The 17,748-nt window shown below is 71.7% G+C and carries 20 protein-coding genes; 13 read left to right on the top strand and 7 right to left on the bottom strand.

The features are described 5' to 3' along the window. Window positions 1-17: 17 nt before the first annotated feature. A complete protein-coding gene (locus FHP29_RS13935) occupies window positions 18-1,169 on the bottom strand; it encodes an NAD(P)/FAD-dependent oxidoreductase (protein ID WP_139623479.1) in 1,152 nt (383 codons plus the stop codon). After that, the gene (locus FHP29_RS13930; RefSeq protein WP_139623478.1) at window positions 1,162-1,383 is read right to left on the bottom strand and encodes a ferredoxin; all 222 of its coding nucleotides are present in this window, start codon (window positions 1,381-1,383) and stop codon (window positions 1,162-1,164) included. Before FHP29_RS13930 ends, FHP29_RS13935 begins: the two co-directional genes overlap by 8 nt. Before the next feature lie 117 nt (window positions 1,384-1,500). Between FHP29_RS13930 and FHP29_RS13925 the strand changes: the two genes are divergently transcribed. Beyond that, window positions 1,501-2,289 (top strand): IclR family transcriptional regulator, encoded by a 789-nt coding sequence (locus FHP29_RS13925; protein ID WP_139623477.1) that lies wholly within the window; start codon window positions 1,501-1,503, stop codon window positions 2,287-2,289. On the opposite strand, the gene FHP29_RS13920 is transcribed toward FHP29_RS13925, so the two are convergent. From FHP29_RS13920 to FHP29_RS13910, 4 genes are all read right to left on the bottom strand, one after another. Then, window positions 2,207-2,620 carry a hypothetical protein gene (locus tag FHP29_RS13920; protein ID WP_192904023.1) on the bottom strand — a complete coding sequence of 138 codons (414 nt, stop codon included), beginning with the start codon at window positions 2,618-2,620 and terminating at the stop codon, window positions 2,207-2,209. The genes FHP29_RS13925 and FHP29_RS13920 overlap by 83 nt on opposite strands. Next, complete coding sequence (locus FHP29_RS22040) at window positions 2,617-2,964, bottom strand: hypothetical protein (RefSeq protein WP_192904022.1); 348 nt, start codon at window positions 2,962-2,964, stop codon at window positions 2,617-2,619. Before FHP29_RS22040 ends, FHP29_RS13920 begins: the two co-directional genes overlap by 4 nt. Window positions 2,965-2,982: 18 nt before the next feature. Further along, complete coding sequence (locus FHP29_RS13915; protein WP_139623476.1) at window positions 2,983-4,266, bottom strand: PepSY-associated TM helix domain-containing protein; 1,284 nt, start codon at window positions 4,264-4,266, stop codon at window positions 2,983-2,985. A 128-nt stretch (window positions 4,267-4,394) separates the two neighbouring features. Then, the gene (locus FHP29_RS13910) at window positions 4,395-5,144 is read right to left on the bottom strand and encodes an IclR family transcriptional regulator (protein WP_139623475.1); all 750 of its coding nucleotides are present in this window, start codon (window positions 5,142-5,144) and stop codon (window positions 4,395-4,397) included. A gap of 101 nt (window positions 5,145-5,245) precedes the next feature. Here FHP29_RS13910 and FHP29_RS13905 point away from each other — a divergent pair, with 101 nt between their 5' ends. Beyond that, window positions 5,246-5,950 carry a CoA transferase subunit A gene (locus tag FHP29_RS13905; protein ID WP_139623474.1) on the top strand — a complete coding sequence of 235 codons (705 nt, stop codon included), beginning with the start codon at window positions 5,246-5,248 and terminating at the stop codon, window positions 5,948-5,950. Window position 5,951: 1 nt separating this feature from the next. Continuing rightward, window positions 5,952-6,590, top strand: a complete 639-nt coding sequence (locus FHP29_RS13900) for a CoA transferase subunit B (protein ID WP_139623473.1) — start codon at window positions 5,952-5,954, stop codon at window positions 6,588-6,590. Between the two features lie 5 nt (window positions 6,591-6,595). Here FHP29_RS13900 and FHP29_RS13895 read toward each other — a convergent pair whose 3' ends face one another. Then, complete coding sequence (locus FHP29_RS13895) at window positions 6,596-7,150, bottom strand: TetR/AcrR family transcriptional regulator (RefSeq protein WP_205014117.1); 555 nt, start codon at window positions 7,148-7,150, stop codon at window positions 6,596-6,598. A gap of 184 nt (window positions 7,151-7,334) precedes the next feature. Here FHP29_RS13895 and FHP29_RS13890 point away from each other — a divergent pair, with 184 nt between their 5' ends. From FHP29_RS13890 to FHP29_RS13845, 10 genes are all read left to right on the top strand, one after another. Continuing rightward, window positions 7,335-8,987 (top strand): helix-turn-helix domain-containing protein, encoded by a 1,653-nt coding sequence (locus FHP29_RS13890; RefSeq protein ID WP_139623471.1) that lies wholly within the window; start codon window positions 7,335-7,337, stop codon window positions 8,985-8,987. Window positions 8,988-9,157: 170 nt separating this feature from the next. Further along, complete coding sequence (locus FHP29_RS13885; RefSeq protein WP_139623470.1) at window positions 9,158-9,958, top strand: cyclase family protein; 801 nt, start codon at window positions 9,158-9,160, stop codon at window positions 9,956-9,958. 27 nt (window positions 9,959-9,985) lie between these two features. Next, window positions 9,986-11,305: an ABC transporter substrate-binding protein gene (locus FHP29_RS13880; RefSeq protein WP_139623469.1), complete on the top strand. Its 1,320-nt coding sequence runs from the start codon at window positions 9,986-9,988 to the stop codon at window positions 11,303-11,305. Window positions 11,306-11,385: 80 nt separating this feature from the next. Continuing rightward, window positions 11,386-12,297 carry a branched-chain amino acid ABC transporter permease gene (locus FHP29_RS13875; protein ID WP_139623468.1) on the top strand — a complete coding sequence of 304 codons (912 nt, stop codon included), beginning with the start codon at window positions 11,386-11,388 and terminating at the stop codon, window positions 12,295-12,297. Continuing rightward, window positions 12,294-13,289, top strand: coding sequence for a branched-chain amino acid ABC transporter permease (locus tag FHP29_RS13870; protein WP_139623467.1), 996 nt, complete (start codon window positions 12,294-12,296; stop codon window positions 13,287-13,289). Before FHP29_RS13875 ends, FHP29_RS13870 begins: the two co-directional genes overlap by 4 nt. Continuing rightward, window positions 13,286-14,014 carry an ABC transporter ATP-binding protein gene (locus FHP29_RS13865; protein ID WP_139623466.1) on the top strand — a complete coding sequence of 243 codons (729 nt, stop codon included), beginning with the start codon at window positions 13,286-13,288 and terminating at the stop codon, window positions 14,012-14,014. The genes FHP29_RS13870 and FHP29_RS13865 overlap by 4 nt, the downstream gene beginning before the upstream one ends. Further along, window positions 14,007-14,714: an ABC transporter ATP-binding protein gene (locus FHP29_RS13860; RefSeq protein ID WP_139623465.1), complete on the top strand. Its 708-nt coding sequence runs from the start codon at window positions 14,007-14,009 to the stop codon at window positions 14,712-14,714. Before FHP29_RS13865 ends, FHP29_RS13860 begins: the two co-directional genes overlap by 8 nt. Next, window positions 14,711-15,286, top strand: a complete 576-nt coding sequence (locus tag FHP29_RS13855; RefSeq protein ID WP_139623464.1) for a hypothetical protein — start codon at window positions 14,711-14,713, stop codon at window positions 15,284-15,286. The genes FHP29_RS13860 and FHP29_RS13855 overlap by 4 nt, the downstream gene beginning before the upstream one ends. Further along, a complete protein-coding gene (locus tag FHP29_RS13850) occupies window positions 15,276-16,808 on the top strand; it encodes a class I adenylate-forming enzyme family protein (RefSeq protein ID WP_139623463.1) in 1,533 nt (510 codons plus the stop codon). The genes FHP29_RS13855 and FHP29_RS13850 overlap by 11 nt, the downstream gene beginning before the upstream one ends. Next, on the top strand, window positions 16,805-17,725 hold the full coding sequence (locus FHP29_RS13845) for a fumarylacetoacetate hydrolase family protein (RefSeq protein WP_139623462.1): 921 nt from the start codon (window positions 16,805-16,807) through the stop codon (window positions 17,723-17,725). Before FHP29_RS13850 ends, FHP29_RS13845 begins: the two co-directional genes overlap by 4 nt. Window positions 17,726-17,748: the final 23 nt, after the last annotated feature.

Here is a 17,748-nt window from a genome sequence, read left to right as displayed (position 1 = left end):
ACAGGCCCGGGACGGGATCAGAGCAGGGCGCGGTAGCTCCCCACGACCTCCGGCCGGTTGAGGAGGACGACGCCGACCAGCGTCTCCCGGTCGTGGTAGCCCAGCACCGGGTCGCCGCTCAGCTGGCCGTCGAGCACCCGGTGGTCGGCGGTGCCGAGGCCGGGCAGGCCGAGGCCCTGGATGCGTACGCCGAGCTGGTCGGTCCAGAAGGTCGGCAGCGGGTCGAAGGGCGGGGGCGCGGGGGACCCGGTGAGCTGGGCGGCCAGGGTGCGGCCGGCGTGCCGGCCGGACTCCGAGGCGTGGGCCCAGTGCTCGACGCGCACCCGGCGGCCGCCGTACCGCTGCGACGGGAAGCGGACGACGTCGCCGCAGCCCACGACGCCGGGGGCGCCGGCGACGCCGAGGCGGTCGTCGCAGAGCAGGCCGCCCGACAGGTCGAGGCCGTTGCCCGCGAGCCACTCGGTGTTCGGGACCGAGCCGACGGTCTCGACGACCAGGTCCGCGCGGACCTCGGTCCCGTCCGAGAGCCACGCGCCGGTGGCCGAGTAGCCGAGGACCGCGCTGCCGGTGTGGAAGACGGTGCCGCGCTCCTCGTGCCGGCGCCGCAGCTCGGCGGCGAGGCTCGCGCCGAGGACCGGCTGCATCGGGATCTCGTCGGGGCCGACGACGACCTGGACGGCAATGCCGGCGTCGGTGAGGGACGAGGCGAGCTCGCAGCCGAGGACGCCGCCGCCGACCACGAGCGCGGTGCGGGCGCCGGCGGCCCGCTCGCGCAGCACCGCCGCATCGTCGAGGGTGCGCAGCGTCAGCGGCTCCGGCCCCGGCAGGGGGAGCCGGCGGGCACGGACCCCGGTGGCCACGACGAGTCCGTCGTAGTCGACCGTCTCGTCGTCGGCGAGCCGGAGCCGGCGCGCGCCGAGGTCGGCCCCGACCACGCGCGTCGCGGTCCGCCACCGGACGTGGTCGGAGTCGGGCAGCCGGAAGGAGGCGGATCCGACGTCCCCGCTCAGCAGGTCCTTGGACAGCGGCGGCCGGGAGTAGGGCAGGTGCGGCTCGTCGCCGAGCACGACGATCCGGCAGTCGAGCCCGGACCGCAGCAGCGACTCGACCGCGCGCAGCGCCGCCAGCCCCGCGCCGACGACGGCGATCCGCGAGGATCGCTCAGGCATCGTCACCGACGAGCTCGATCGCCTGCGCCGGGCAGGCGAACATGGCCTCTTCGAGCTCGTCACGCATCACGTCGGGCAGCGGCTCGGAGCGGAACTCCTTGAGGCCGCCCTGGCGCAGGGAGAGCTTCCCGCGCTTGTCGAGCGGGAACGCGGACGAGGTGAATGCGCAGTGCCCATGGTCCTGGCACGCGCGCAGGTCGACGACGAATCTCATGGGTCCATGGCACCGCACCGGCGGCGCCGCGGCTACGCCTCCCGCCGACTGCCCGTCTGGGATTGCAGACGTTGAGACGCCGCCGCGCGGGCGTCGGGGAGGGCTACCGTGCGAGGCGTGCGTGAGGTCCCGGCTGCCGCGAACGCCCTGGCCATGCTGCGCTTCCTGGCGGCGCAGCCCAGCCCGGTGACCGCGACGACCCTGGCGGCCGAGGTCGGCGTGCCCCGCTCGACGACCTACCAGCTCCTGGCCACGATGGAGGCGCAGGGCTTCGTGATGTCCTATCCGGAGGACCGGCGCTACGGGCTCGGGCCGGCGGCGTACGACCTCGGCGCCGGCTACCTGCGTCAGGTGCCGCTGCAGCGGATCGCGCGCAAACCGGTCGCCGCCCTCAAGGAGCGGGTCGGCTTCAGCGTGCACATGACCGTGCTGCACGGACGCGACGTCGTCTACGTGCTCGAGGACAAGACGCCCGGCGGCCCGCACCTGCTGACCGAGGTCGGGGTCCGCCTCCCCGCGGTGCGTACGGCGAGCGGCCGGGCCATGCTCGCGATGCTCACGCCCGAGCAGCTGCGGGCCAGCCTCACCGCCCTGCCCGGGCTGGATCGCGGGTCGGGGCAGTCGCGGCTGAGCGCCGTCCGCGAGGAGCTGCGCCAGGTCCGGGCGCGGGGCTACGCGACCGAGGTCGGTGAGGTGGCCGAGGGGCTGGCGTCGGTCGCGGTGGCGGTCATCGACTCGCAGGAGTATCCGGTCGCCGCGGTCGCGGTCACCTACCCGATCGGCGCCGTCGCCGACGACAGCGTGGAGGCCCTCGCCGGCGAGGTCACGCGGACCGCGCGAGAGCTGGGGCGGCGGATGGGGCGACGCGCGAGCGGTGCAGCCACCCGAGAAGGACGACGGGGATGAGCAGCGGCACGAACGCATAGCCGGCGCCGTACGCCGACCACACCGTCGTGTCCGCGAGCAGCCCGGGCGCCGCCAGGCTCAGGGTCCCGACGACGAGGACCCCGGCGAGCTCGATGCCGGCGAGGACGCCGATCAGGCGGCGGCGCCGGCCGGCGCGGCGCGGGCTGGTGGCGACGTACCCGGCGAGATAGCAGCAGAACGCCAGCGTGGACAGGGCGTAGGCGAGCGGCGCCCGGCCCGGGGCGTCGAGCCACTGGACGAGGGAGCGGCCACCGGCGGCGACGGCGAAGAGGAGGTACAGCGCGCGGGCGAGGGTCAGCGGTCCGCTCACGCGACGGCCTCGATCCGCAGCGCGAGGACCGCGACGGACGCACAGCCCACCGCGGCCGCCAGCGCCCGGGACCGTCCGGTGGCGCCGGTGCCGAGGACCAGCGCCGGCAGCAGCAGGGCACCGGCCACCAGGTAGGCGACCGGCTTGGCCTCGAGCGGCCGGTCGTCGCCGGCGAGGTCGACCGCATGAGTCAGCACCAGGGTCAAGATCGCCAGCTCGAGCGCGCCGAGGGCCAGGCCGAGGTCGCGCGACAGGCCACGACCGGTGGCCGCGGCGAGCGCGCACGCGACGCCGGCACCGAGCGCGAAGAGCACGGTGCCGGCGGCGATCGACGTGGTGGTCAACGGGGCGTCACGCGGTCCTCATGCGGTGGCGGTGGCCGCGGTCCGGGCCGCCTCGCGGGCCCGCTTGCGGCGGTGCCGGACGGTCCAGCTGACCACGCCCGTGGTGAGCAGGAACAGCGGAGCCAGCCCGAAGACCGCCCACACCAGGCGCACCCAGCCGTTGTGGTACCAGCCGAAGTGGCTCGGGTAGACGAGCTCCTCGTACACCCGGTTCTGCAGGGGCGCGTCGTGCCCGCTCCACACGACCTTGGTGTGGCTGGCGTCGTACTTGTCGACGTAGACCCAGTCGTTGCCGGCGAGCATCGTGCCGTCGTACGGGTCCCAGTCGGGCTCGGAGATCTCGAAGAGGTACGCCGACGCCGGGTCGCTCGGATCGGGCAGCGTGTGGTTGCTGATCCGTCCGTCGACGACCGTGAGCGCGGCCTTCGCCGCCGCGTCGAGGCCGATCTCCTCCGCGCCGTCGCGCGGCTCGCTCGCGAAGTCCCAGTTGAGCGCCTTGACCTGGCCGGTGTCGCCGCCGGTGACCGCGAGCAGACCCTGCTCGATGACGGGATACTTCGCGACGGCGCCGGTGAGGCCCCACATCAGCAGGAACGGCAGGGACAGGATGCCGATCACCTTGTGCAGCTCACGGTGGGTGATGTAGCGCGACTTGCCGGTGCGGGCGCGGAAGCCGCTGGAGAGGCGGCGCAGCCCGGGCCACCACAGGTAGAGGCCGCTCAGGGCGAGCAGCACGAGCGCCACGCCCAGCAGCCCGATCAGGGAGTCGCCCAGCGTCTTGCCCTCGAGGGAGGAGAGGCCGAACGAGGGCATCTCGGTGGCCATGAACGGGACGTAGCCGGGATAGCGCGGGCTCGACAGGCCGAAGGCGTGCAGGTTCTCGACGAACCCCTGGAAGCCGCCGTAGTAGTGGCCCGACCCGGTGATCTCGCCGCTGCCCGGGTCGACGCCGTAGGCCCGGTTGAGGCGCTGGTCGGCGACGACGAAGATCCCGTGGTCCGAGATCACGTTGCCGGCGGTGAAGTCGGGGTGCTCGGCACGGGCCACCTCGAGCGCCTGCTGCGCGGTGAGCGGGGTGGCCGAGTGGGTCGGCTGGTACATGTCGCCGTTGCGCGCGCGGAAGCTCTCCGCGCCGTAGAGCAGCGGCACGCCCGAGGCCATGAGGACCGCGAGGAGGCCGCCGACGATCAGCGACGTCCAGCGGTGGGTCGCGGCGAGCCGGCGCCGCACCTGCTCCGGACGCTTGCTCGGCCGCGGCCGGTCGGCCGGCGTCGCGGCCGGCTGCTCGGTGTCCTGTGCCATGGTGTCCCCCTTCGACGCCTCGGCAGCGTCAGTCTCGTCGGCCAAGGTAGGCGCGAGCGGGCCGGTGGCGCTGCGGCCGGAGCGCGGTTGGTGTCTGGGATTGCAGACGTTCTGCGCTGACGGGGTGGCTAGGCCAGTCGCGAGAGCCGGTGCGCCTCCTCCAGCAGCAGCCTGCCGAGCACCGGCTGGCGGTCGCGGCGGAAGCGCTGCTCGACGCCGGTCAGGGTGAGCGCCCACTCGGGGCGGCCGGCCTTGTCGAAGACCGCGGCGGCCATCCCCCACGAGCCCTCGACGACGAGTCCCGGGTTGAGCGACCATCCGGTACGACGGGTCGCGGCCAGCCGCCGGCGGAGCGCGGCCTCCGCGTGCTGGGGTCCCCACTGCCCGGTGAGGTCGGCGCGCGCGAGGAAGGCGTCCACCTCGCGGGCGGGCAGGTGGGCGAGGATCGCGATGCCGGCCGAGACGACGCCGAGCGGGAAGCGGGCGCTCTCGTAGAGGACGTAGGAGCGGATCGGGAAGTCGCCGTCCTCGCGCAGCAGGACCACGGTCTCGTCGCCGCGGCGCACCGAGAAGAACGCGCTCTCGCCGGTCTCCTTGGCGAGCCGGTGCACGCTGACCCGCGCCTCGTTGGTGAGGTCGTAGCGCGCGGCCGCCGCCATCCCGAGGACGTAGGTCTCCGGTCCGAGATGCCAGCGGCCGGTGACCGGGTCGCGGTCGGTGAGGCCCTCGGCGGCGAGGGACTCCAGCAACCGGTGGGTGGTCGCGCGCGGCTGATCCGTGGCCGCGGCGAGCGCGGTGGTCGTCGTACCGGACTCCGCGGCGGACAGCGCGCGCAGCAGTGCCGCGACCTTCTCGACGACACCGGGTGCCCGCTCCATGGAGCCGATGCTACGTCCACTCAGTGGACGTAGCGCGCCTCTGGCATCCACCGAGCGGCCACTTCGTTGACCCGCGCCGGGTGCGGGGGGAGAAACGGGCCATGAGCAAACTGGCACAGGACGCCCGGGCCGCCGTGGCCGAGCGGGTCCGCGACGGGATGACGGTCGCGGTCGGCGGCTTCGGCCTCTGCGGCATCCCGCGGGACCTGATCGAGGCCGTGCGCGACAGCGGCGCACGGGACCTGACGGTCGTCTCCAACAACATGGGTGTCGACGGCAAGGGACTCGGCCTGCTCCTGGAGAACAACCAGGTGCGCAAGGTGATCGCGTCGTACGTCGGGGAGAACCGACTGTTCGCGCAGCAGTACCTCGACGGCGCGCTGGAGGTCGAGTTCTGCCCCCAGGGCACGCTCGCCGAGCGGCTGCGCGCGGGCGGCTCCGGCATCGCCGGGTTCTACACCCGCACCGGCGTCGGCACCGAGATCGCCGAGGGCAAGCCGCACGAGACCTTCGACGGCGACCTCCACGTCCTCGAGCGCGGGATCGTCGCCGACCTCGCGCTGGTCCACGCCCGCACCGCGGACGCCGAGGGCAACCTGCGCTACCGGGCGACCGCGCGCAACTTCAACCCGCTGGTCGCGATGAGCGGCCGGGTCTGCGTCGCCGAGGCCGAGCACGTCCTCGACGGCTTCCTCGACCCGGACGACGTGATGACGCCCGGCATCTTCGTCGACGTCACCGTGCGGGCCAGCGACCGGCCCAAGGACATCGAGCAGCGCGTCGTGCGCGAGAAGGTGGGTGCCTGACATGGCCTGGACCCGGGACGAGATGGCGGCGATCGCCGCCCGCGAGCTCAACGACGGCGACTACGTCAACCTCGGCATCGGCATCCCCACCCTGGTCGCCGACCATCTGCCGCCGGGGGTGAGCGTGATGCTGCAGAGCGAGAACGGCCTGCTCGGCATCGGCCCGTCCCCCTACGCCGGCGAGGAGGACGCCGACCTGATCAACGCCGGGAAGCAGACGGTGACCACCGCGCCCGGAGCGTCCTTCTTCGACTCCGCCACCAGCTTCGCGATGATCCGCGGCGGTCACGTCGACATCGCGATCCTCGGCGCGCTCCAGGTGGCCAGCAACGGGGACCTCGCCAACTGGACCGTGCCCGGCAAGCTGGTCAAGGGGATGGGCGGCGCGATGGACCTGGTCGCCGGCACCCGCCGCGTCGTGGTCATCACCGACCACGTCGCCAAGGACGGCACCCCCAAGATCGTCGAGTCCTGCACGCTGCCGCTCACCGGCGCCGGCGTGGTCGACCGGATCATCACCGACCTCGCCGTCATGGACGTCACCACGGACGGGCTCGTCCTCGTCGACGTCGCACCGGGGGTCGACGCCGCCAAGGTCCGCGAGCTCACCGCCGCCCCGCTGCTCACGCCTCGCGGCTGATCCGGCTAGCTGCCCGCCTCAGCGCCAGAGGCCACCTCGACGGCGCCGCCGAGCAGCAGGTCGACCAGCTCGATGAGCCGGCGATCGAGCTCGAACGGGGCGCGGCCGGGCCCGATCCAGGCGCGGAGCAGGGCGAAGTATCCGGTCGCGAGGGTGATGCCGACCAGGGTCGGGTCGACCCCGGGTCGCAGCTCGGCGCGCCTGCGCTCGAGCAGGTCCGTGAACTCGTGGGTGAGCGGATGGTCGTCGAGGAGGTCGAGGGCGAGGACCGCCGCGCTGATCATCGCGGTCGTCTCGCGTCGGGAGGAGTCGCTGAGCCGGGCGAGCTCGGTCATGACGCGCGCCAACTCGTCGCGCAGGCGGATGTCCGGTGCCGGCCCGCCGAGGGCGTGGAACGCCTGCGCGCGCCGCCGCGCGGACCACTCGTCGAGGAAGGCCGACTTCCGCTCGAAGTAGTTGAAGACCGACGTCCGGGCCACGTCCGCGCGCCCTGCGATCTCCTCCATGGTGGTCGCCTCGTAGCCCTGCTCGACGAACAGCTCCACCGCAGCCTCGAACACGCGGTCGCGCCGCTGTCCGCGTCGCCGTGCTCGCGCACCGACGACCGCCGTGCCTGCAGGCGTGGTCCGGTCGGGTGTCGCCGTCATCGGATCAGCTTCCTCCTCGACGGAAGGGACGTGAGAGCGTAGAGTCCCAGATCTTGGACTTGAGTTCAAACTTGGATGCCGATGCAAGGAGGGCGCCATGGCAGGAGCGGTGGTGCGGGAACGGTCCTCGGAGCTGTACCTGCGGCGGCTCCTCGCCGCCAACGACGCGACCCAGGCTCTCCAGATCGCGACCGACCACGTGGCCCGCGAGATCGGCTGCCCCGTCTCCTGGGCGGGCCTCGTCGAGGGTGACTACCTCGTGATGGGCGCCCACCACGGCGTCGAGTCGACGGAGATGGCCGCAGCGTGGCGGCTCAAGGTGGGGGAGGGGATCGGCGGCCGGGTCGCGCTGGAACGGCGTCCCCAGATGAGTCGCGACTACCGGCACGACTCCCGGCGGGTGCCGCTGATGAAGCGGCTGATCGACAACGAGGGGATCCTGGCGACGCTCATCGTTCCGATCCTCGTCGCCGACGTCACGCTCGGCGTGCTGTACGCGGCGCACCGTCAGCCCTATCCGTGGACCGACGCCGAGCAGGTCGCGCTGGAGCAGATCGCCCACGACCTCGGCGTGCGCCTGCGCCAACTCGATGTCGACGGCCGTCGCCAACGCCTCGCGGACGAGGCGGAGGGTCGAGCGGAGCAGGCGGTGCGACGCTTGACGACCTCCGCCCGGCTGGCCAACAGCTTTGCCCAGCAGACCGACCCCGGCGTGCTGCTCGACGTCCTGGCCCGCGAGCTCGGGGCGCGGGTCGAGCTGCGGGAAGCCGATGGAACGCTGGTACGCGCGGGTGGCGAGAGCTGGCCCGAGGGGTCGCCGGTGTCGTCGCCCGAGAGGACGCACTTCGAGCTCCCCGACTGCGACGGCCTGACGCTCGACATCGTCCGTCCGGACCGGGTCGATGAGCGGGACCAGTCGTTCGAGGAGCTCTCCGTGGCCTTGTACCGCCTCCAGCTGTTGCGCGCGAGCGAGCGCGAACGGACCACCCAGCGCCTCCGAGGAGACCTGTTCGACGACCTCCTGGACGGTCGGATCAGCGATCCCGACTCCTTCCGCACCCGGATGGTCATGATCGGCGTCAGTCCGAAGCCGGGGGCCCGGGTGCTGGTGGCCGGACTGCGCCACCATCCCCGCGATCTGGCCTATTCCGACAGCTTCGAGCGCCTGCTCCGCAGCGTGATCCGTGGCGTGGTCAGCGTGCGCCGCGGTGACCGGCTCGCCGCCATCCTTCCGGGCGGTGCTCCTGACGACGCGTCCCTGCGCGCCCAGCTGGACGACGTGCGCGCCCGGGCCGAGGGCCGGTGGATCGTCGGTCTGGGCCGCTCGTGCGCTGACCTGATGGACTACTCGACGTCGTACGACGAAGCCCGGGCCGCCTGCGAGCTCGCGTTGCGCGGCGACGTCCCGGGGACGGTGGTGACGGCGCACGAGCTGGGCATCCTGGGCATGGCGAGCCTGCCCGCCGCCCATCTGCGCACGACGGTGCGCGATGTCCTCGGCCGCCTCCTCGAGCTCGACACCGAGCGGGGCACCGACCTGGTGCCGACGCTGCGTGCCTACCTCTCGCACGACCGGCATCTCCCCGACACCGCAGCCGCCCTCCACGTGCACTACAACACCGTGCGCAACAGGATCGCCCGGATCGAGGCCGTCCTCGACGTCGACATGCGAGACGTGGACGACCGGTTCCGACTCGAGACGGCCGTGCGCATGCAGGCGCTCAGTGCGGCCCTCGGCCACGCCGGCTGACTCGCCCGAGCGCCCCCTGAGCGGCGCTGGGACGGCCCTCGTCCGGCGCGGCGACCCCCTGTCATGGCGTGACAGTGAACGACCCGCTTCCTGTCGGGCAGCGCTCTTGGTGACGACCGTCACGCGGGCCCAAGGTTGTTCGCATCTCACCCCACGAAGGGACGCTCACCATGACGAAGCTCGTCGACCTCTCCCGCACCCTCGATCCCGCCAACCGCGAGCTGGTGCCCGAGGCGTACAAGGCGCTCGAGACCGTGCTCGCGCCGAAGATCGACTACCTGCACCCCAGCGACCGTGGTCGCGACCGGATGGTCGACATCTTCGGCTGCGAGGGTCACGAGCTCCCGAACGGCGAGGGCTGGGGCGAGGACTGGCTCACCGAGATGAACACGCACTGCGGGACGCACGTCGACGCCCCGCTGCACAGTGGCAGTCTCATCGAGGGCAAGCAGGCCCGCACCATCAGCGACATCGACCTGTCCGAGCTCTACCGCCCCGGCATGGTCCTCGACGTCCGGGAGTGGGCGAAGCCGGGAGAGGCGCTCCCGGTCGAGGCGCTGGAGAAGGCGATCGCGGCGACGGGGCGTGAGGTCCAGCAGGGCGACGCGCTGCTGCTGCGCACCGGCCAGGAGCGCTACACCCCCGCCGACGCGGAGTTCTTCAACTACCCGGGGATGAGCGGCGACGGCACCCGCTACCTCACCGGCCTCGGCGCCACCATCCTCGGCACCGACGCCCTGGCCTGGGACCGCCCCTTCCCGGTCATGAAGGCGGCCTACGAGGCCACCGGCGACCCCAAGGAGCTGTGGGACGGCCACTTCGCGATCGCGGACAAGGAGGCCTTCATCATCCAGCAGCTCGACAACCTCGCGGCGCTGCCCACGACCGGGTTCACCGTCGGGTTCTTCCCCATCAAGCTCCCGAAGACCAGCGCGTCGCCGTGCCGCGTGGTCGCCTTCCTCGACAACTGACGCACCACCGAGACCAGGAGAAACCAGATGTTCAGCATGATCAAGAAGCCGGCTGCCCGCGGCATCGCGGTGAGCGCGTGTGCCGCGCTGCTGCTCTCGGGGTGCGGTGGCGTGGTCAAGGAGGACGGCAAGAAGGCCGATCCGGCCGCCGACCTGCCCGACGCCGAGATCGTCTCGCCGATCGCCGGCATGGAGTGCAAGACCGACGCCGAGCCGACCGGCGACCCGATCGTGGTGGGCGGCTCGCTGAGCCTCACCGGCCCGCTGGCGCCGACCGCGACGCTGCACAAGGCCGTCGGCGACCTGGTCGTCGAGTGGGTCAACGACTGCGGCGGCATCGACGGCCGCCCGCTGGAGTGGAAGGTCCTCGACGACCAGGGCGCGCCCGCGACGGTCACGTCCAACTACGAGCGCCTGATCGGCGACAAGGTCGACTTCGTCATGGGTCCGTACGGCGGCGCCGCGGCGCTGGCCGGTGCCGGCCCCGTCACCCGGGCCGGCTATGCCTACCCGACGGCCACCAACGGTGCCCCGGACAAGCTGATCGGTGAGAACCACTTCCCGTCGTGGCACATCGGTGGCGGCGTCGAGGACCCGACGAAGATGTTCGCCGCGCAGGCCCAGACGTTCGTCGACGCCGTGAAGTCGGGTGCGAACCCGCCGAAGTCGGTCTTCTACGCGACGTCCAAGTTCCCGACGACCCTCAGCTACACGGCGAGCACGAAGCCGGCCCTCGAGGACGCCGGCGCCAAGACCGTCGGCGACGTCGAGTACGACCTGGGCACCACGGACTTCAGCTCGATCGCCATCCGGATCCAGAACGCCGACCCCGACCTCGTGTACGTCGGAGGGCTCGGTGCCGACATCACCAACCTCTACCAGGCCTTCGACGCCATCGGGTACACCCCGAAGGGCATCTATGTCGCGCTGCCGGCACCGGCGGCGGTCCAGGGCCTCGGTGACAAGGCGGACGGCCTGCTGCTCTCGTCGATCTACGAGAACCACCCGCCCCTGGGCGACACCGATGTCGCGAAGTACTTCGCCAAGTCCTACAGCGAGATCGCGGGCAAGGAGAAGCTCTTCCCGCTGGTGGAGACCCAGGCAGCAGCCGGCTTCAGCGCCTGGCAGATCCTGCTGACCGGCATCAACGAGGCCGGCGTCGACAACAAGGCGGTCATCGACTGGCTCAACGGCCACGACGTCGAGACGCTCGTCGGCACGGCGAACTTCGACGGCTTCAACAACTACGGCAGCGACTTCACCCGGGTCGCCCAGATCCAGGACGGCAAGCGGGTCCTGGTGTGGCCGGAGGACGTTGCGGGCGCCGAGATCGACGAGAAGCCCTGACCGACCGACCGACCCGCCGGCGGTGGCCTCCTCTCCCCACCTTCCGGGGCCACCGCCGGCGACCCGACCTGGAGAACGTGATGTCCGTATCGTCGATGGCGCTCGCCCAGACACTGCTCAACGGGGCCCTGCTGGGATGCCTGTTCGGGAGCATCGCCCTGGGCCTCAGTGTGAAGTGGGGGCACCTGGGGGTGGCCGACTTCTTCCACCTGTCCCTGACACTGCTCGGTGCCTACGTCACCTACAGCCTGGTCTCGGAGCAGCTCTGGGACCCCTTCCTGACCCTCGTCGTGACGGTTCCGGCGTTCTTCCTCATCGGGGTCGGTGTCCAGTGGATCTTCTTGGCCCTCAAGGCTGAGGCGTTCACGGCGCTGCTGATCACCTTCGCGCTCTTCATGGTCACCGAGAGCGCGGTGTCGATGATCTGGAGCCCGGATCTGCTGAACCTGCGGCCGATGCTGGCCGACAGCTTCACGACCAGCCTGCGTCTCCCCGAACCCCTGCCGCAGCTGGCGGTCCAGCCGGTCGACCTGCTGGCGCTGGTGTGCGCCGTGGTGATGGTGGGGGTCTCGGCGTTCGCCCTGGGGCGTACCCGATCCGGCCGGGCTGTCCAGGCGATGCGCCAGGACAGCGAGATCGCACAGACGCTCGGCGTCCGCGTGGTCCCCTTGACCCTGGCGGTCTCCGGCCTGGCCGCCTCGACGGCCGCTGTCGCCGGGATGGTGGTCGCACTCCGCATGCCGCTGAGCCCGTCTCTCCCGCTGCAGTGGATCGGCGCGGTCGTCGTCGCGACGATGCTGGGTGGTCTGGGTCGCCCGGTGGGCGCCCTGGTGGCCGCCATCGTCGTGATGATGATCCAGAACGCCTGGTCCCTGTGGTTCCCCCCGCAGTGGTCGCCGGCCGTGGCCTTCGGCGTGCTGTTCCTGTTCCTCGCCGGAGGGCCGGCGATCCGGTTCGTCCGCGAGTCGATGACCGCGAGGAGGCTCGCATGAACGCCCGTATCGACCGAGCGCTGGCCGGCAACGTCGGCGGGATCGTGGGGTGTGCCGTGCTGGCCATCGCCCTGGTGCCGACGCTCGGCTCCGACTACGTGGTCGCGTTCGGCTTCCAGTTCGTCACCTGGATCGCCCTGGCGCTGAGCTGGAGCCTGTTCTCCGGGAACTCCGGCTACGCCAGCTTCGGGCACGGCGTGTTCTTCGGGGTCGGGACCTACGCGACCGCGGCGATGCTGCGGCACACCGACGTCCCGTTCGTCGTGGTCCTCGTCGTGGCCGGCGTCTCGGCCGCCGTCCTGGCCGTCATCGTGGGACTGGCGGTCTTCTCCTCGCCGCGCTTCGCCGGTGACCTGTTCGGCCTGATCACCCTGGCGATGGCGTTCATCGTGATCACGGTCGTGTCCAACCTCGCCTTCCTCGACGGTGGCACGGGTGTCTTCGTCCGCGAGCAGGCGGTCGGATCCTGGATCGGATCGTCGACCGGGAACCTGTTCATCGTGGGCACCCTGATCGCCGCGGGCACGGCGCTCGTGGCGCTCGCCGCGTCGGTCAGCCGCTGGGGTGCCGCGCTCCGATCGATCCGGGACGACGAGGGCGTCGCCGAGTCCCTGGGCGTGCCGACCTATCGCTACAAGGTGCTGACCTTCGCGGTGAGCGCGGGACTGGCCGGTCTCGCCGGTGCGCCGCAGGCGATCTTCCTGGGATACGTCGAGGTGGGGGCGGTGTTCACCCTCAACATCCCGCTGCTCGTGATCATGATGACGATCCTCGGTGGCATCACCCGGTGGTGGGGCCCGCTCGTCGGGGCCGCGTCGGTCGTGGTCGTTCGCGAGCTGCTGCTCGACATCGGCTCCCCGGAGCTGTCGCAGATCATCCTCGGCGCCGTGTTCGTCCTCGTGATCGCCCTGCTCCCGCACGGCATCTCGGGATCGCTGCCCCGCTCGCTCACGCGCCGCAAGGCGCCCGCCACGGAAGGTGCACACCGATGAGCCTGTTGCGCTGCACCGGAGTCACGAAGCGGTTCGGCGGTGTGACCGCCCTGGCCGAGGTCGACCTCGAGGTCAACGAGGGTGAGATCGTCGGCCTGGTCGGACCGAACGGCTCGGGCAAGACGACGCTGCTGAGCACGATCGCGGGTTCGCTGCCGGTCTCCGCCGGCACGATCGAGTTCGCCGGCCGCGACATCACCCGCTCCACCCCGCACCACCGCGCCCACGCCGGCATCTCCCGGACCTTCCAGGTGCCGCGACCCCTCCCGTCGTTCAGCGTCGAGGAGAACGTCGCCACCGGTTGCATGTTCGGCCGCGACTCGATGGGCCGCACGGCGGCTCTCGCGAAGGCCCGCACGGTGCTGGAGCTGGTCGGGCTGGGCGAGCACGCCGGCAGCGAGGTCGGGAAGCTCACGCTGCACGAGCGGAAGTTCCTCGAGATCGCGCGAGCCATCGCCCTCGACCCGCAGCTGATCCTGCTCGACGAGGTCCTCGGCGGGCTCAACCCCAGCGAGGCCGCGCTCGGCATGGAGCTGATCGCCTCCCTGCGCACCCGCGGCATGTCGGTGATCTACATCGAGCACAACGTCCGGGCCGTCTCGACCTTGGCCGACCGGATGTATGTGCTGAACCAGGGCCGCAACCTGGCGCACGGACTGCCGGCCGACGTACTCGACGACCCGCGGGTCGTCGAGGCCTATCTGGGAGGACCCACCGATGCTTGAGGTACGCGACCTGGTGGTCAACTACGGCGAGGCCGCCGCCCTGCGCGGGGTGGACATGACCGTCCGCTCCGGGGAGACGGTGTCGCTCATCGGCGCCAACGGCGCCGGCAAGAGCACGCTCGTCAAGGCCCTCATGGGGATGCAGCCGGTGACGTCCGGCTCGGTCCTCCTCGACGGTGAGGACATCAGCCGGCGCCAGGCATCGGACCGGCCGAAGCTCGGCATGGCGATCGTTCCCGAGGGACGGCGGCTCTTCAAGGACATGTCGGTCAAGGACAACCTGCGCCTCGGGCTGCACGACGCGGCCGCCCGCAGGCGGGGGGCCGACGGCCTCGACCTGGCCTACGACCTGTTCCCGATCCTGCGCAAGCGCTCCCGCCAGCTGTGCGGGACGATGTCCGGTGGCGAGCAGCAGATGGTCGCCCTGGGCCGCGCGCTCGTGTCCCGTCCACGGCTGCTGATCCTCGACGAGCCCTCCCTCGGCCTGGCGCCGATCGTGGTGGCCCAGGTCTTCGAGGTGATCGAGGCCGTCGTCGCGCAGGACGTCACGGTCCTGCTCGCCGAGCAGAACATGCACCGGGCGCTGAGCCTGTCCGACCGGGGCTACGTCCTCGCCGACGGATCGGTGGTCCTCGAGGGAACCGGCACCGAGCTCCTCCAGTCCGACCGGGTGCGCACGGCGTACCTGGGGGAGTCGTGAGCACCTCCCCCGTCGTGTTGCTCGGCCGGGCGCCGTGGACGAGCGCCGGAGCCGTCACCGCCGAGCAGCGCCGGCTGATCGACACGATCGCGGAGAAGTGGGGGAACGTCGGCCTCGGTGTGTGTCCGGTCGATGCAGAGGGACGCCTGACCGGTCCGTTCGACCTGATGGCCGCCTCTCCGGCCGTTGGAGCAGCGGTCCTCGCGCTCGCGGGGAGCTTCCGGGACGGACTGCTCACCCTGGCCGAGCGGGAGACCGCGATCCTCACCGTCGCCGCGATCGACGACAGCCCTTACATGCGGGTCGGCCATGAGCCGTTGCTCCGCGCAGCCGGGCTGGACACCATTCCCGCCGAAGGTCCCTGTGCGGTGGTCCAGGACGTGACCGTCGAGCTGTGCCGCACCGGAGACCTCAGCGACGAGACCTTCGAGCGCGCGGTTGCCGAGCTGGCATGGCCACGGCTGCAGGAGCTGGTCTGGCTGGTCGGCCACTACCGCTCCCTCGCTACCGCCCAGCGGGTCGCCCGCATCCCCGATCCCACGCCCACGGAAGGTGAGCGCGATGTCTCCTGATCTCCTCCTGCGGGACCTGCTCGTCCCTGCCCTGAGTCGTCATGCGGCCCGTCCCGCGGTCGTCGCCGACGGCCGGACCTGGACCTTCGCCGAGCTGGACGACGCCGCCCGCCGGTTGGCGGCCGACCTGCAGGCACGCGACGTGCGGGCCGGAACCCCCGTCGCGCTGATCCTCCCGAACGGCGTCGAGTACGTCGTCGCCGACCTCGCCATCGCGATGCTGGGCGCCGCGAAGGTGCCGCTCAACCTGATGCTCTCCGACGACGAGCAGGCCTACATCCTCACCGACTCCCAGGCAGCCGTGTGCGTCGTACGGCACGACCGTGAGGCGTCGGTCGACCTCGCTCGCACCCGCGGATGCGACGCCGACACGATCGTGGTCGGCGGGCCGGGCGACGGCTGGGCGGCGGCGCTGGACCGCGAGCCGCTGACCGAGCTCCCTCCCGTCCCCGCCGACGCGCGTGCCCTGATCATGTACACCGGCGGCACCACCGGCCTGCCCAAGGGTGTGGTGCACCAGCAGCGCGGTCTCGCGATGAACCTGCTCTCCCACCTGGTCGAGATGGAGCTGACCGCCGAGGACGTCCTGCTGCTGACCTCGCCGCTTCCCCACAGCGCGGGCTTCCTGCTGCAGACGGCTCTCGCGAAGGGAGCCGCGACCTTCGTCGAGGACAGGTTCGACGTCGACGAGGTCCTGGACCGCATCGAGCGCGACCAGGTGAGCTACCTCTTCCTCGTCCCGACGATGATCTACCGCCTCCTCGACGCGGTCGTGGCTCGGGAGGGCTTCGACGCGAGCTCGCTGCGCACCATCCTGTACGGCGCCGCCCCGATCACGCCCGACCGGCTCGAGCAGGGGCTCGCCCTGTTCGGGCCGGTGTTCGTGCAGCTCTACGCCCAGTCCGAGGCCCCCAACTTCCTCACCCGGCTGCGTCGCGACGATCACCGCACCGACGCCGGTGGCGGCCTGCTCACCAGCTGTGGGCAGTCGGTGCTCATGGCCGAGGTGCGCGTGGTGCGCGACGACGGATCGCCGTGCGCGCCGAACGAGGTGGGAGAGGTGACCGCGCGCTCGCCGTACACGATGGTGGGCTATCTCGACCGGCCGGTCGAGACCGCCGAGGCGCTGCGGGACGGTTGGCTCCACACCGGTGACCTGGGCTTCCTGTCCGTCGACGGCTATCTGCACCTGGTCGACCGGAAGAAGGACATGATCATCACCGGCGGCCTGAACGTCTACTCCAGCGAGGTGGAGCAGGTGCTCGCCCGGCTGGACGGCGTGAAGAGCGTCGCTGTGGCCGGCGTGCCGCACCCGGACTGGGGTGAGGCGGTCGTGGCCTTCGTCATCCCCGCCGACGACGGCGTCACCGCCGAGTCGATCCTCGCCGCCGCCCGCGACGAGCTGAGCACGTACAAGCGACCCAAGCAGGTCGTCCTGGTCGACACGCTGCCGACGACCGCCGTCGGCAAGGTCGACAAGAAGGCCCTGCGGGCCCGAGTGAGAAACGGAGACGCATCATGAAGTTCGCCACCTACACCGACGACAGCGGCGCCACCCAGGCAGCCGTGTTGCAGGACGGACTGCTCTACCCCGTGGCCGGAGCGGCCAGTGTGCTGGACCTGATCGGCGACGGCCTCGACGCCCTGCTCGCCCACGGCCGGGGTGCGCTCGAGGCCGCGACGCCGGTGTCCGTCGACGAGGTCCGGCTCGAGGCGCCGTTGCGTCCGCCGTCGATGCGGGACTCGATGTGCTTCCACGAGCACATCGTCAACTGCATGGGCACGGTGGATCCGCTGCACAGCAAGTTCCCGGCCTTCTACCTCTCCAACCACGCCGCGGTGATCGGCCCGAGCGACGACGCGGCGATCTCGCCGGGCTGCGAGGCCTTCGACTACGAGATGGAGGTCGCCGCCGTCGTCGGCCGTCCGGGCTCGAACATCCGTCCCGAGGACGCGCGCGACCACATCGTGGGCTACACGATGTACATCGACTGGAGCGCCCGCGACCTCCAGATGGAGGAGATGGAGGTGCGGCTCGGCCCGGCGAAGGGCAAGGACGGCGCCACCACGATCGGTCCGGTGCTGGTCTCCGCCGACGAGCTCGAGCCGCTGCGCTCGGGCAAGGGCTTCGACGTCGCCATGTCGGTCGCCATCGACGGGCAGCCCATCAGCACCGGGAACTGGTCGACCATCAACTGGTCCTTCGACGATGTCGTCGCCTACACCTCGCGCGGCACCCACCTGCAGACCGGAGACGTCCTCGGCTCGGGAACCGTCGGAAAGGGCTGCCTCTTCGAGCAGCGCGCGCTCGACCCCGACGGCTTCCGCGGCTGGCTCCGCGAGGGCGAGGTCGTCACCTTCGAGGTCGACCTCATCGGTCGGATGGACATCCGCGTCGCCGCGCCGCAGACCCGCCACCCGCTCAGCTCGGGCCACTGAGACACGCGTGAGAAGGGCGGACC

Source organism: Nocardioides albidus, assembly GCF_006335005.1.
Taxonomy (GTDB): domain Bacteria; phylum Actinomycetota; class Actinomycetes; order Propionibacteriales; family Nocardioidaceae; genus Nocardioides; species Nocardioides albidus.
The sequence above is the reverse complement of the archived record's forward strand: the minus strand, read 5'-3'. Positions and strand labels throughout refer to the sequence as shown.

Bases quoted from the DNA above. Each gene is read 5' to 3' on its own strand.
- FHP29_RS13905 (WP_139623474.1), top strand. From the start codon at position 5,246: ATGAGCAAACTGGCACAGGACGCCCGGGCCGCCGTGGCCGAGCGGGTC.
- FHP29_RS13930 (WP_139623478.1), bottom strand. From the start codon at position 1,383: ATGAGATTCGTCGTCGACCTGCGCGCGTGCCAGGACCATGGGCACTGC.
- FHP29_RS13865 (WP_139623466.1), top strand. From the start codon at position 13,286: ATGAGCCTGTTGCGCTGCACCGGAGTCACGAAGCGGTTCGGCGGTGTG.
- FHP29_RS13915 (WP_139623476.1), bottom strand. From the start codon at position 4,266: ATGGCACAGGACACCGAGCAGCCGGCCGCGACGCCGGCCGACCGGCCG.
- FHP29_RS13850 (WP_139623463.1), top strand. From the start codon at position 15,276: ATGTCTCCTGATCTCCTCCTGCGGGACCTGCTCGTCCCTGCCCTGAGT.
- FHP29_RS13890 (WP_139623471.1), top strand. From the start codon at position 7,335: ATGGCAGGAGCGGTGGTGCGGGAACGGTCCTCGGAGCTGTACCTGCGG.
- FHP29_RS13845 (WP_139623462.1), top strand. From the start codon at position 16,805: ATGAAGTTCGCCACCTACACCGACGACAGCGGCGCCACCCAGGCAGCC.
- FHP29_RS13900 (WP_139623473.1), top strand. From the start codon at position 5,952: ATGGCCTGGACCCGGGACGAGATGGCGGCGATCGCCGCCCGCGAGCTC.
- FHP29_RS13885 (WP_139623470.1), top strand. From the start codon at position 9,158: ATGACGAAGCTCGTCGACCTCTCCCGCACCCTCGATCCCGCCAACCGC.
- FHP29_RS13860 (WP_139623465.1), top strand. From the start codon at position 14,007: ATGCTTGAGGTACGCGACCTGGTGGTCAACTACGGCGAGGCCGCCGCC.
- FHP29_RS13870 (WP_139623467.1), top strand. From the start codon at position 12,294: ATGAACGCCCGTATCGACCGAGCGCTGGCCGGCAACGTCGGCGGGATC.
- FHP29_RS13935 (WP_139623479.1), bottom strand. From the start codon at position 1,169: ATGCCTGAGCGATCCTCGCGGATCGCCGTCGTCGGCGCGGGGCTGGCG.
- FHP29_RS13875 (WP_139623468.1), top strand. From the start codon at position 11,386: ATGTCCGTATCGTCGATGGCGCTCGCCCAGACACTGCTCAACGGGGCC.
- FHP29_RS13910 (WP_139623475.1), bottom strand. From the start codon at position 5,144: ATGGAGCGGGCACCCGGTGTCGTCGAGAAGGTCGCGGCACTGCTGCGC.
- FHP29_RS13880 (WP_139623469.1), top strand. From the start codon at position 9,986: ATGTTCAGCATGATCAAGAAGCCGGCTGCCCGCGGCATCGCGGTGAGC.